General features: G+C 52.1%; 12 protein-coding genes. 11 read left to right on the forward strand and 1 reads right to left on the reverse strand.

Annotated features, from left to right (window positions below):
- Positions 1–106: 106 nt before the first annotated feature.
- From M3194_RS22500 to yajC, 10 genes are all read left to right on the forward strand, one after another.
- Positions 107–2,479: a LysM peptidoglycan-binding domain-containing protein gene (locus M3194_RS22500; protein ID WP_251656330.1), complete on the forward strand. Its 2,373-nt coding sequence runs from the start codon at positions 107–109 to the stop codon at positions 2,477–2,479.
- Positions 2,480–2,610: 131 nt separating this feature from the next.
- Complete coding sequence (locus M3194_RS22505; RefSeq protein ID WP_251656331.1) at positions 2,611–3,255, forward strand: BofC C-terminal domain-containing protein; 645 nt, start codon at positions 2,611–2,613, stop codon at positions 3,253–3,255.
- Between the two features lie 158 nt (positions 3,256–3,413).
- On the forward strand, positions 3,414–3,914 hold the full coding sequence (gene ruvC / locus M3194_RS22510) for a crossover junction endodeoxyribonuclease RuvC (RefSeq protein ID WP_015845963.1): 501 nt from the start codon (positions 3,414–3,416) through the stop codon (positions 3,912–3,914).
- A complete protein-coding gene (ruvA, locus tag M3194_RS22515; RefSeq protein WP_251656332.1) occupies positions 3,911–4,546 on the forward strand; it encodes a Holliday junction branch migration protein RuvA in 636 nt (211 codons plus the stop codon). Before ruvC ends, ruvA begins: the two co-directional genes overlap by 4 nt.
- Before the next feature lie 21 nt (positions 4,547–4,567).
- Positions 4,568–5,569, forward strand: coding sequence for a Holliday junction branch migration DNA helicase RuvB (ruvB, locus tag M3194_RS22520; RefSeq protein ID WP_251656333.1), 1,002 nt, complete (start codon positions 4,568–4,570; stop codon positions 5,567–5,569).
- 5 nt (positions 5,570–5,574) lie between these two features.
- Positions 5,575–6,018, forward strand: coding sequence for a thiol-disulfide oxidoreductase DCC family protein (locus tag M3194_RS22525; protein WP_251656334.1), 444 nt, complete (start codon positions 5,575–5,577; stop codon positions 6,016–6,018).
- The gene (locus tag M3194_RS22530; RefSeq protein ID WP_251656335.1) at positions 6,018–8,123 is read left to right on the forward strand and encodes a SpoIID/LytB domain-containing protein; all 2,106 of its coding nucleotides are present in this window, start codon (positions 6,018–6,020) and stop codon (positions 8,121–8,123) included. The genes M3194_RS22525 and M3194_RS22530 overlap by 1 nt, the downstream gene beginning before the upstream one ends.
- An 8-nt stretch (positions 8,124–8,131) precedes the next feature.
- Positions 8,132–9,178 carry a tRNA preQ1(34) S-adenosylmethionine ribosyltransferase-isomerase QueA gene (queA, locus tag M3194_RS22535; protein ID WP_251656336.1) on the forward strand — a complete coding sequence of 349 codons (1,047 nt, stop codon included), beginning with the start codon at positions 8,132–8,134 and terminating at the stop codon, positions 9,176–9,178.
- Between the two features lie 51 nt (positions 9,179–9,229).
- Positions 9,230–10,363 (forward strand): tRNA guanosine(34) transglycosylase Tgt, encoded by a 1,134-nt coding sequence (tgt, locus tag M3194_RS22540; protein WP_251656337.1) that lies wholly within the window; start codon positions 9,230–9,232, stop codon positions 10,361–10,363.
- 32 nt (positions 10,364–10,395) lie between these two features.
- Positions 10,396–10,710 (forward strand): preprotein translocase subunit YajC, encoded by a 315-nt coding sequence (gene yajC / locus M3194_RS22545; RefSeq protein WP_251656338.1) that lies wholly within the window; start codon positions 10,396–10,398, stop codon positions 10,708–10,710.
- 79 nt (positions 10,711–10,789) lie between these two features.
- On the opposite strand, the gene M3194_RS22550 is transcribed toward yajC, so the two are convergent.
- Positions 10,790–11,182, reverse strand: a complete 393-nt coding sequence (locus M3194_RS22550) for a TIGR04086 family membrane protein (protein ID WP_251656339.1) — start codon at positions 11,180–11,182, stop codon at positions 10,790–10,792.
- A gap of 104 nt (positions 11,183–11,286) precedes the next feature.
- Between M3194_RS22550 and M3194_RS22555 the strand changes: the two genes are divergently transcribed.
- Positions 11,287–12,645: an ArsB/NhaD family transporter gene (locus tag M3194_RS22555; protein ID WP_285889465.1), complete on the forward strand. Its 1,359-nt coding sequence runs from the start codon at positions 11,287–11,289 to the stop codon at positions 12,643–12,645.
- Positions 12,646–12,696 lie beyond the last annotated feature (51 nt).

A 12,696-nucleotide genomic window follows, 5' to 3' on the forward strand; every position in this document is an offset into this window, starting at 1 on the left:
GCGTGAAGGTGGAGACACCAGCCTACGTTCTGCATAGGATGTAATGATTGATAGCAGGCATTCGCCGTGCCGTTATACAAAGTACGTGACAGGAGGTTTTTTGGTAGTGAAAATTCACGTTGTAAAGAAAGGCGATACATTGTATTTCATTGCTCAGAAACATAATGTATCGATTGAAGACATTCTAAAACTGAACCCTTCCATTACGAACCCGGATCTGCTGGATGTCGGGATGAAGCTGAAAGTTCCATCGGCTCATGAGGTTGGCGGCGGAACAGGAGGACTGGACATTATGCATCAGCATGTGGTGAAGCAAGGGGATACGCTTTGGAAATTGTCGAAGGCATGGGGTGTACCGCTTGCCGACATGATTAAAGCGAATCCGCAGCTTAAAAATCCGAATGTGCTGCTGACCGGCGAAATTGTCAACATTCCAAAAACAGCTACCCCAACAGAAGTTCCAAGCCATGGCGTAACAGCGCAAGGTACAGGTAATTCGCATCATCCGCTTCATCCAATGTCGCTTATGCACGGCGTGCAGAACTGGGTTGGCAAAAAGCCGACAGGACAAATGCCGGCCGTGCAAGCACCGGTTCAAAAAACGCCGACGGCTCCAATCGCTCCGGCAACACCGGTAGCGCCAGCAGCAAAAACGCCAACGGCCCCAATTGTTACGCCGGTTGCCCCAGCTGCGAAAGAGCCGGCGAAAAAAGCGCTGCCTGTTCAAAAATCGCCGGACAAAAAAGCGAAACACGCCGAAGAAGCAGCTAACGTGAAGCCGAACGTGAAGCCTTCGATGGAAGCCAACGTTCAGCCGAAAATGAAACCGAATGTAGCACCAATCATGTCCAATGCGGAGCCTAGCCTGCAGCCAAGCGTTGACTTGTTCAAACAGCATGGTATTCCTGCGGTTGAAGCGGCATCCCAGCATCATCACCATGGCGGTTACGGAGCCAATATGGCACCAATGGTATCCCCTCTGCAAGTTGGTCCTGGCTTTGGTTACGGCGGCTGGCCGGGATCCCATGTTAGCCCGGTAAACGAAGGACCATGGTGCCCGCCAGGCACAATGCCGATCGCGGCTGGCCCTGGTTACGGTTATGGAGCGGGTCATGTATCTCCTGCTGTATTTGGTTCGGAAAATGCATCCCCTGTTCTTGGAGCAGAAAATGTAAGCCCGGCGGCTTTCGGCAATGCAGCGCCTAACGTTAGCCCGGCGGCTTTCGGCAATGCAGCGCCTAACGTTAGCCCGGCGGCTTTCGGCAATGCAGCGCCTAACGTAAGTCCTGCAGCGGTCGGCCCGGCGCATGGCTACGGCTTCGTATCGCCAGAAAATATTGGACCTGAGCATGGCTACGGCTATGGCCCAACTGCGGTGTCACCTGCAAATGTTGGTCCTGACTTTGGTTATGGTTACGGCCCAACAGCAGTATCGCCAGCCAATGTTGGCCCAGACTTTGGCTATGGCTACGGTCCAACGGCAGTGTCTCCGGCAGAGACCGGCCATGGCTATGGCTACGGTTCAACGGCAGTGTCTCCGGCAGAGACCGGCCATGGTTATGGCTACGGCCCAACAGCAGTATCTCCGGCTAACGTCGGCCCAGACTTCGGGTATGGCTATGGCCCATCGGCTGTATCTCCAGCAACTGACTTTGGTTACGGCTATGGTCCATCGGCTGTGTCTCCAGCAAGTGACTTTGGTTATGGCTGGCCAGGTGCTGTGTCTCCTGCGAGCTTTGGCCCCGAGAATGTTTCCCCGGCTGCATTTGGAGAGAATGCTGCTCCTACTGGCGTCAGCCCTGAAATGACAGGTCCTGCCGGCGGATATGGCTACGGCCCAGGCTGGGTGTCTCCTGTTGGCACAGGTCCTGACTTTGGTTATGGTTATGGCCCATCGGCTGTATCTCCGGCTAATGTCGGCCCTGATTTTGGTTATGGCCACGACCATCCGGGAATGGTCTCTCCGGCTATGATGGGGCCAAATGTTTCCCCGGAAGCGCTGGGCTCTAATGTTGCACCAATGGCATTAGGTTCAAACGTATCGCCATCGGCTCTTGGCTCCAACGCAGCACCAGCAGCGCTAGGCTCGAATTTTTCCCCGGAAGCCCTTGGCTCTAATGTTGCACCAATGTCATTAGGTTCAAACGTATCGCCATTGGCGCTTGGTCCCAATGCTGCACCTTTCTCTAATGTATCGCCGGCAAGCTTCGCTCCAGGCGGCTATGGAGGTTACGGCTACGGCCATCCGGTAGCAGGCGCTCAGTTCACTCCATATTCCTACTGGCCGGGTCAAACAGCGGGCGCACAGGATGATCCATGCGGCTGTAATGGCAAACGCATAGATGAAGAAGAGCCGTTTGAAGGAGAAACAGAAACGGTAAGCAAGAAAGCAAAACCGCGCAAAACAGCAAAAATCCGCAGCGCTGCGCCTAAATCCAAAAAAACAAACAGGAGCAACAAACCTTGGATTAATCGCTAATGCGGATAACAGTCAGCCTCTTGCCTTATTTATGGCAGGAGGCTGTTTATTGTTTTATTTTGCCTATCCGTACATATTTACGGAAGCATTGAGTTAAACTAGGCAAAAAATGAAAACAAGGGGCCTTTATTATGATGATGAAGTTCAGCTTGTGGAAGCAACTAAAGAAGCGGCTGCGAAGAGGAAGGCGTCCGATGTGGACGTTAGGGTCGTTCCTAATTGGACTCGCGGCAGTTTTGCATAGCACGCCTGCCGCAGCTTCGGGAGTTGGCGCCGTAAGCGAGCCGGGAGAAGGGAATCCCGGTTTGATCAGGATCTTGCAGGAGCATGAAGAGCCTCTGGCGGTTCAATTGCATCGCCGGTATATTTGCGGGGAAGAAACAAAGCCGTTTGGCCAAATGACTTCCGCAGAGGTTATTCGGATCCTGATGTCCCACCCGGAGTGGACCGCCATGCTGTCGCAGGATGGCCAAACGGTGCTGCTGGAGGAGAAGATTGAGGATTTCTCGCAATCCTGCAAAGGCAATGTGTATATCGGATTGGACAAGCAGGGGTACCTGTCTCTCTTTGAAGGTGCTCCAAAGAAAGAGAAGGTGGTAAAAACCTTCTTCCAGCTTGATGTCAGATATATGGAGAGCAGCCTGCCGCAGGATAAGGTGGATCGTCTGTCAGAAGGCATTAAGATTTCCGATATGGACGAATATAACAGCGTCCTGTCGACCTACAGCGATTTTGCAATGCCCGCTAACCAAAAAGTGATGAAGCCGACATACTGATAGGATGCCGACCTTCCGCCTTGCGCGGAAGGTTTTTTTGCAGGTCTAGCAAAGCGGTTTCTAGGCGGCAATCTCAAACGCGTGTTCTCATACGGACCAACTTTTGCTATAATGGACGGATAAGAAGCGGTAATGACTGCCGCAAAGGAGTTGGCGGATTGCGCGTTCTTGGTATAGACCCCGGCATTGCGATCGCGGGATTTGGATTCATTGATAAAGACGGGCATAAGCTGAAGCCTGTTCAATACGGCTGTATTCAGACGGCTGCCCATACGCCTCAGGAAGAGAGGCTGGTACAGATTTATGACTCGGCTGTTGCACTGATGGATAAGTATAAGCCGGATACTGTCGCGGTAGAGAAGCTGTTCTTCAACCGAAACGTAACCACGGCATTTGCCGTAGGGCAGGCAAGAGGGGTCATTATTCTGGCGGCTGCCCAGCGGGGGCTGCCGGTTGCGGAATACACTCCTCTCCAGGTAAAGCAGGCGGTAGTAGGTTATGGTAAAGCAGAGAAGCGCCAGGTGCAGGAGATGGTTAAGATGTTTCTTAAGCTGTCGGCCATACCGAAGCCGGACGACGTAGCGGATGCGCTCGCGGTAGCGATCTGTCATGCCCATTCATCCGGATTGTCGCAAAAAATTAACGAGGTGCTTCGATGATCGATTTTTTACGCGGACTTATTAATCATGTTGAGAACGAATATGTCGTACTAGATGTCAGAGATGTCGGTTACCGGGTGTTCACGCCTAACCCGTATGCGTTTGCGGGAAAAGAGGAAGCCGTCACCATTTATATTCACCATCATGTCCGCGAGGATGCGATTCTCTTGTACGGCTTCGAGTCCAGGGAGGAACAGACCTTGTTCCGCAAGCTGCTGGAAGTATCGGGCATCGGTCCAAGAGTAGCGCTTGGCATTCTGGCGGGCGGACGTCCGGATGCGGTAATCGGCGCGATTCAGCAGGAGAATATTGCGTTCCTGACGAGACTCCCGGGCATCGGCAAAAAGACCGCTCAGCGGATGATTCTTGATCTGAAGGATAAGCTTGCCGGCTTTGCTACGGATGCGGGTCTGCTGGCAGCGGTAGGACTTGCTCCCGATTTGTCTCCGGCAAAAGGCGGAGCGCAAGGAACCGGAACGGCATGGGAAGAAGCGCGCGAGGGGCTTGCCGTGCTAGGTTATACGGCAGCCGAGCTGGATAAGGCATGGAGCGTGCTGTCAGCGTCGGCAACGGCGGAGGAAACGGTGGATTCATTAATGAAACGTGCCTTGCAGCAGCTGTTTAAAGGGTAACGGAAAAGGAGCTGAGCGAGGGTGGAAGATCGGATTATATCCGCTAACCTGATGATGGATGAGCAGGCAATGGAATTAAGCCTGCGCCCCCGGTATCTGGCTGAATATATCGGGCAGTCGAAGGCGAAGGAAAATCTCAAGATTTATATAGATGCAGCCAAGATGCGCAAAGAGGCGTTGGATCACGTGCTATTGTATGGGCCTCCCGGACTCGGGAAAACAACGCTGTCGAATATTATCGCCAATGAGCTTGGCGTTAATCTGCGCACAACGTCGGGGCCCGCAATCGAGCGTCCGGGCGATCTTGCCGCCTTGCTGACCAATTTGCAGGAAGGCGATGTGCTGTTCATCGACGAGATTCACCGTCTTCACCGGACGGTGGAAGAGGTGCTGTATCCGGCAATGGAGGACTTCGCGCTGGATATTATGATAGGCAAAGGTCCAAGCGCCCGGTCCGTGCGTCTGGACCTGCCGCCATTCACGCTTATTGGGGCTACGACAAGGGCGGGCCTGCTGTCTGCTCCATTGCGTGACCGGTTTGGCGTGATCAGCCGCTTGGAGTTTTATACGGTGGATGAGCTGGCTTACATCGTTTCCCGTTCTGCGGAAATCTTCGACATTGCCATTATCGGAGAAGCGTCGGAAGAGATCGCGATGCGCTCGAGGGGAACGCCCCGTATCGCCAACCGCCTCCTGAAGCGGGTGCGCGATTATGCGCAGGTACGCGGAGACGGTATTATTACGCATGATATTGCTAAGTCAGCGCTGGAATTGCAGCAGGTGGATCCGATGGGACTGGACAGCATCGATCACAAGATGCTGCTGGCTATGATGACCACTTTTGGCGGACGGCCTGTTGGTCTGGATACGATAGCCGCCTCCATCGGCGAAGAAAGCCAGACGATTGAGGATGTCTATGAGCCGTATTTGATGCAGATCGGCTTCCTGCAGCGGACGCCTCGCGGGCGTATTGCAACGGATCAGGCATACCGGCATCTGGGAATGCCTCTGCCGGAAAGGTAAGCCTCATGAAAATTGCGAGCGAGAAGCTGTATGTCGTCTATGACGGAACTTGCAAACTATGCATAGGGACGGTAAGCAAGCTGAAAGAGCTCCGCTCAAACGCGGAGCTGATCTTTGTGCCGGCACAATCTCTCTCGGAGCCGGGGAACAAGGTTCCGGGGATTGAACAGGTGAGAGAGACGGAATTGTACGAGAAGATGCATGTAGCAGACGAAAAGGGACGGTTGTACGCCGGAGCCGACGGCGTTATCCGGATCATGCGCACGATCAAGGGCTTTCGTCTGCTTGCGGCACTTTACCGTCTGCCCGGCATGAGCCGGGTTGGCGATTTTATGTACCGCTACATTGCGAAACGCAGATATGACTGGTTTGGACAAACGGAGCAAAGCTGCTCCGTGAATGGCTGCACCTTGCCGCCGCAGCATGAGAAGGGAAAGGGGAATCCTTGATGAAATTTCAACGATGGTCGTTCAAGCGGTTATCGCTGCTTACGATCGCCGGACTGTTGTTTGTATCGACCTTGTGGGCCAAGCCTTCTTTGGGAGCCGTCCCTCAGCTCGATACGATTCGCGTTGCCATCTATCTACAATTGCCAGGCAAGTATCAAGTGAATACGGCAGCCGCTACTTTTGCATCTGCCGGCGGATTATCAATAGGAATGAGCGATCCTGCGGGTGTTGTCCCGTGGTTAAATATCAAAGCAAATGAGCCGTCCCGGATTGCTAAGGACGATTACAAAGCAAGAGTAATCGAAACCGAAAGCTTTGACACGGCGCTTTCCGCCTACAAGCGGCTTCAGGCTTTGTCGGGCAGCGGTTTTATTACCTCCCTTAAGAAGAAGGGCAAGACCGTCTATCAAGTAACCGAAGGTACATACGGCAATGCGGCAGACGCAACGGCCGCCATCACCAAGTGGAGCGCGGACAGCACGCTGAGCAAGCTGATGGGCGGCGCCAAAGCGGTCGTTCAAGGGCCTTTCCATCTGGAAAGCGGCACCTCCTATGCCTCTGAAGCAGAGGCGGTTAAAGCCTCCGAAGCCTTTAGTGCAGCGGGAGTGGATGCCTATGTTGGCGTTCGCAAGGCTGACGGCAGCGCCAATGCACGTTACTCCGTCTTTGTTGGCGCTGCTGCGAGCTCCGCAGAACTGAATGTCGTGAAGACGGCAGCCGGCGCAGCTGGCAGCGGCCTTAAGACAGCTGACGATTCGGCCTATCTCTTGGAACGTAACGATCATACGTTAACCGGTAAAGCGGACAGCTCGGTTACGTTGTACGCTTTTCCAACTAACAATGCAAAGGTTCGGATTATCCCGGCTAGCGACAAACCGATCAAGCTGACGGAGCGCAGCAGCCGGACATACCGCGGACAATTCGAGGTAAGTGAATTTAACGGCAAGCTGGCGGTTGTTAATGAACTGCCGTTCGAGCAATATTTGTACTCCGTGGTAGGCGGAGAGATGATCGCGTCATGGCCGCTCGAAGCATTGAAGGCACAGGCGGTAGCGGCACGCACGTATGCCCTGTATCAAGGCTTTGGCTTCCAGATTGCCAACGTGGTTGACAGCGTGAGCAGCCAGGAATATCAAGGCACAACAACGGAGAAGCCCTCGACCATTCAAGCGGTAGACGAGACGGCCGGCGAAGTAATGCTGAATAACGGCAAGCTGATCGAGGCGCTGTTCTCGTCGAACGGCGGCGGCAAAACGGCAGATGCTTCCGAGATTTGGGGGAATTCCGTTGCCTACCTGAAGAGCGTATCCAGTCCGACGGACAGCTCTTCCGAGAAGGGTCTGTACACCTGGTACCGGGTTGTCCTTCCAAACAATCAAACGGGTTATATCCGCGAAGATCTGCTTACGGATTCCGGTCAGACGAATGCGGCCGGCGTAAAGCTGATGACCGTGAATACGGACAGCTCCAAGGTCCGGAAGAATCCGAAAGTGGAGGATGCCGTTCCGTTGGTTGGACAAGCAAACAAAGGAACGATAGTCGCCGTATTGGACAAGGCGGTTGAGAATAATGCCATGTCCTGGGTGAAAGGGCCGTTTACGTCTTCGGAGCTTCTTGCGACGATGACGAAGCAGGCGAGTGTAACAGGTCCGATTACTTCCCTTCAGGTCGGGAAAACAGGTCCATCCGGCCGTGTTACACAATTGCTTGTCAACGGACAGTCTTACAATGTAAAATATCCAGATGTGCTTCGTTCTGCCCTTGGCGGTTTGCCTAGTACGCTGTTTACGGTAGACGAGACAGCAAAGGTGACGATGCTGGGAGCAAACGGCTCTACTCGTACCAAGACTTCCGCCGCTCAACCGGTGTACATGATTCAGGCCGGCGGCAAAGTGTCGCAGGCAGACAGTAATCTAATCGTAATGAACAGGGACAGCCAAATCCGCGCAACGACCAAAGACCCTTCCTTCCGATTTGTCGGATCAGGGAACGGCCACGGGATCGGATTATCCCAATATGGAGCGCTTGGCTTGGCACAGCAAGGGTATGACTACTCTTATATCTTGCAATACTACTATAAAGATGTAACCATCGCTAAGGAATGATTGATTCAATGAATGTAGAATGGTTTGACTTCGAGCTGCCGGAGCGTTTGATTGCCCAGACTCCGCTTGCAGACCGCACAGCATCAAGACTATTAACTCTTAATAAGCAGACGGGTGACATTGCGCACCGTACTTTTACCGATCTGGCCGACTATTTGCAGGCGGGAGATGTACTTGTTCTGAATAACACGCGCGTCATCCCAGCACGACTGACTGGAGTAAAGGCGGAAACAGGCGCCAAAATCGAACTGCTGCTTCTTAAACAGCTGGAGGGAGACCGCTGGGAAGCACTCGCCAAGCCAGCCAAGCGCATGAAGGTTGGCGCTGAGCTGTGGTTTGGCGATAACGGCAGCGGAGAACCGCTTCTCCGTGCAGTGGTTGAAGATGAAGGCGATATGGGTTCGCGGACGATTCGTTTTCAATATGAAGGCATATTCCAGGAGCTGCTTGACCGGCTTGGCGAAATGCCCCTGCCTCCTTATATTAAGGAAAGGCTGGAGGAACGGGAGCGTTACCAGACCGTATATGCCAAGCATGAAGGATCGGCTGCCGCGCCTACGGCGGGACTGCATTTTACGAAGGAGTTTCTGCAGCAGCTGGTTGATAAAGGAGTTAAGCTTGCTTATGTGACGCTCCATGTTGGACTAGGCACATTCCGGCCGATGTCAGTGGATAAGGTAGAAGAGCATGAAATGCATTCGGAGTATTACGAGCTGGATGAACAAAATGCTTCAATAATAAATGAAGCCAAATCGTCGGAAGCCCGTATAGTAGCTGTAGGCACAACGTCTTCGAGAACGCTTGAGACGGTAGCAGCCCGTTTCGAGGGCGGCCCCATCGAGGCCTGCAGCGGCTGGACAGATATTTTCATCTTCCCGGGATACTCCTTTAAGCTGGTAGACGCCTTGCTGACGAACTTCCATTTGCCGAAGTCGACGCTCGTGATGCTCGTTAGCGCATTGGCTGGACGGGATGCGATCATGAAGGCTTATGAAGAAGCCGTTCGTGAGGAGTACCGGTTCTTCAGCTTTGGCGACGCTATGTTTATCTATTAACACCAACTTGTACTAGCACGATAATCCTAATGTAGACAGGAAGAATGAACAGTGGCTGTAAAATATGAATTAATTAAAGTTTGCAAGCAGTCCGGCGCGCGTCTTGGCCGGGTTCACACGCCCCACGGCGTCATTGAGACGCCTGCTTTTATGCCGGTAGGAACCCAAGCTACGGTAAAGACGATGAGCCCGGAAGAGTTAAAAACGATGGATGCCCAAATTATTTTGAGCAACACGTATCACTTATTCCTTCGTCCCGGACATGACATTGTTGGCCGCGCGGGCGGACTACACAAATTCATGAACTGGGACCGTCCGATTCTGACGGACAGCGGCGGCTTCCAAGTATTCAGCTTAAGCGATATGCGCAAGATTACGGAAGAAGGCGTTCAATTCCGCTCGCATCTGAACGGGGACAAGCTGTTTCTTTCCCCGGAAAAAGCGATGGAGATTCAGAATGCGTTAGGTTCTGACATTATGATGGCATTTGATGAATGCCCGCCTTATCCAGCCGAGTACGATTACGTGAAGCAATCGCTGGAGCGTACGACGCGCTGGGCGGAGCGCTGCCTGAATTCCCATGCCCGCAAGCATGACCAAGGTCTCTTTGCAATTGTACAGGGAGGCATGTACAAAGACCTGCGTATCCAGAGCGCCAAGGATTTGACTTCCATGGATTTCCCGGGGTATGCTATTGGTGGATTAAGTGTAGGCGAGCCTAAGCACTTAATGTATGATGTGCTTGATTACACCGTTCCGGAGCTGCCGACGGGCAAGCCAAGATATCTGATGGGCGTTGGTTCTCCAGACGCACTGATCGAAGGCTCAATTCGCGGCGTAGATATGTTCGACTGCGTATTGCCGACGCGTATTGCACGGAATGGGACAACGATGACAAGCCAAGGCCGTCTTGTTGTTCGCAACGCGAAGTTTGCGGAGGACTTTGGTCCGCTTGATCCGGAGTGCTCGTGCTACACCTGCCAGAACTACTCGCGGGCTTATATTCGCCATTTGCTCAAGGCAGACGAGACATTTGGCATCCGGTTGACGACTTATCACAACTTACATTTCCTTTTACAGCTCATGCGTGATGTACGTCAGGCAATTATGGAAGACCGTCTTCTTGATTTCCGGGATGATTTCTTCACGAAGTATGGACTGTTTGATAACGACAAGGGCTTTTAAGAATTAGATTTTAGGGAAGGGGGGGAATTTCCATGTCTACTCTATTGGCAGCAGATGCTGCAGGCAGCTCGAACATTTTTCAAATGATCTGGCCTTTCATTCTGATGTTTGCGGTCTTCTATTTCTTGCTTATTCGTCCGCAACAGAAGAAAACCAAACAGCGCAACTCACTTCTCAGCCAGCTGAAGAAGGGTGATAAAATCCAAACGATCGGCGGTCTTCAAGGCACCATCGTTGAACTGACGGACGACACGGTTGTGCTTCGCGTGAACGACACGACCAAGATGACGTTTGATCGCAGCGCAATCAGCTCCGTACTGAACAGCGCGCCCGCAGCAACGGAATAATTCCAAATGGGAAGAAGCTGACTATGATGTAGTCAGCTTCTTTTTTGCTTGTATGTAGTATGTGCAGCTTACATAAGGATTATTTCTTAAGATTAACGCCAATCATTCCGCCGAATGCGCCGGCAAACATAGCAGCAAGCAGCATAACGGCGCTTTTCCCGGAGAGTCCGCTGTTGGCGGCTAGAAAACCAATGGTCAATACGGTAATGCCATAGATAAGCCCAAGCAAGGCGCCGTAATACCAGCCCTTCATACCCGAGCGTTTGCCCGATACGAAGCCGCCGGCAAGTGCGGAGAAGCCATGGACAGCAAGCGAATACTGAGGCAGGTTATTCTCCTTCATGCTGCTGAAATACAGCAGGAACGAGAGCAGAAGCGCCCCTATGGCAAGCCAAATGATCGAATATATGACACCTGCTAGCAGTGGAGCAGCGATGCGCGGTGGCCGGACAATAGGTTTGACCGAATTCATCTTATCCCCCCTTGTACAAGACTATTAGTACACCTTATGGTCAAGCTGGGCGGATTAGACCAGCCGTTTGCGGGGCTGGACGTTATTTATATCTTTTTTGTATAATGTGCTTTATTTACTGGATTCAAAAAGGAGTTGTTGATTTGGAACCGATGTACCATCCTGCCTCCTGGCAGGTAACGGCTGCCGTAGTGATCTTCCTGGCGGCATATGCCATTATTATTACGGAGAAAATAAACCGTACCGTTATTGCTTTATTCGGTGCGGTTATTATGATTGTGCTTGGCGTGTTGGATATGAAGCTGGCTTTCGCGGAGCATATCGAGTGGGAGACTATTTTCTTATTAATCGGGATGATGATCCTGGTGGGGATTACGAACAAGACGGGCGTATTCCAGTATGCTGCGGTCAAGGCCGCTCAAGCTGCTAAAGGCGATCCAATCAAAATCTTTATTATTTTATCGGTGTTGACGGGTATCGGTTCTGCTTTTCTCGATAACGTCACCACAGTGCTGCTAACTGTGCCGATTACATTTTCGATTACGCGCATTTTGAAAATAACGCCGGTACCTTTCCTGCTGGCTGAGATATTGTCCTGCAATATCGGCGGTACCGCTACGCTTATCGGTGATCCGCCTAATATTATGATCGGTTCGGCGAATCCGAATTTGACGTTTAATGATTTTCTCATTAACCTGGCTCCGGTTATTCTGGTCATTTTGGCCGTTACAATTGCCCTGCTTGTCTGGATTTACCGCAAGAAGCTGATTGTGGATGAGGAATCGAAGAAAGAGCTGATGGCACTTAGAGCCGAGGATAACATCAAGGACCGCAAGCTGATGGTCAAGTCGCTCTGCATTCTGCTGCTGACGATTGCCGGATTTATTTTACATTCCGTCATTAACGTTGAAGCGGCCGTCATTGCTCTTGGCGGAGCTACATTGCTCATGCTGATCGGAGTGAAACGGGAGGATGCTGAAGCTGCCTTTGATATGGTGGAGTGGGAGACGATTTTCTTCTTCATAGGGCTATTTATGCTCGTGGGCGGTTTGATCGAGACCAATATCATATCGAACTTGGCCAATTTCACGCTGCAGCTGACTTCGGGGGATATGACCAAAACGTCGATGCTGATCCTCTGGGTATCCGGCATAGCGTCCGCAACGATTGACAACATTCCGTACGTCGCAACGATGATTCCGCTCGTACAGGATATTGGCGTGCAAATGAATATTGCAAATCCGGATGATCTTAATCCGCTATGGTGGTCCTTATCGCTTGGCGCATGTCTTGGCGGCAACGGCACGCTGATTGGCGCATCGGCAAACGTGGTGGTTGCGGGTCTTGCCATGCGGGAAGGTAAAGGCTTCAGCTATATGGATTACTTGAAGATCGGGGCTCCATTAACGCTTGTTGCTCTAGTTATTTCGACTTTATACATTTACTTCATTGTGTTGCCATAGGTTATAAACCCATAAATTCGTTAGTTCCTAAATCGCATGATGTGTCAGGCT

The organism is Paenibacillus glycanilyticus (assembly GCF_023715145.1).
GTDB classification, from domain to species: domain Bacteria; phylum Bacillota; class Bacilli; order Paenibacillales; family Paenibacillaceae; genus Pristimantibacillus; species Pristimantibacillus glycanilyticus_A.

Excerpts from the sequence above, each read along its gene's own strand:
- yajC (WP_251656338.1), top strand. The coding sequence starts at position 10,396 with ATGTCTACTCTATTGGCAGCAGATGCTGCAGGCAGCTCGAACATTTTT.
- M3194_RS22550 (WP_251656339.1), bottom strand. The coding sequence starts at position 11,182 with ATGAATTCGGTCAAACCTATTGTCCGGCCACCGCGCATCGCTGCTCCA.
- M3194_RS22530 (WP_251656335.1), top strand. The coding sequence starts at position 6,018 with ATGAAATTTCAACGATGGTCGTTCAAGCGGTTATCGCTGCTTACGATC.
- M3194_RS22505 (WP_251656331.1), top strand. The coding sequence starts at position 2,611 with ATGATGATGAAGTTCAGCTTGTGGAAGCAACTAAAGAAGCGGCTGCGA.
- queA (WP_251656336.1), top strand. The coding sequence starts at position 8,132 with ATGAATGTAGAATGGTTTGACTTCGAGCTGCCGGAGCGTTTGATTGCC.
- ruvA (WP_251656332.1), top strand. The coding sequence starts at position 3,911 with ATGATCGATTTTTTACGCGGACTTATTAATCATGTTGAGAACGAATAT.
- M3194_RS22555 (WP_285889465.1), top strand. The coding sequence starts at position 11,287 with ATGTGCTTTATTTACTGGATTCAAAAAGGAGTTGTTGATTTGGAACCG.
- M3194_RS22525 (WP_251656334.1), top strand. The coding sequence starts at position 5,575 with ATGAAAATTGCGAGCGAGAAGCTGTATGTCGTCTATGACGGAACTTGC.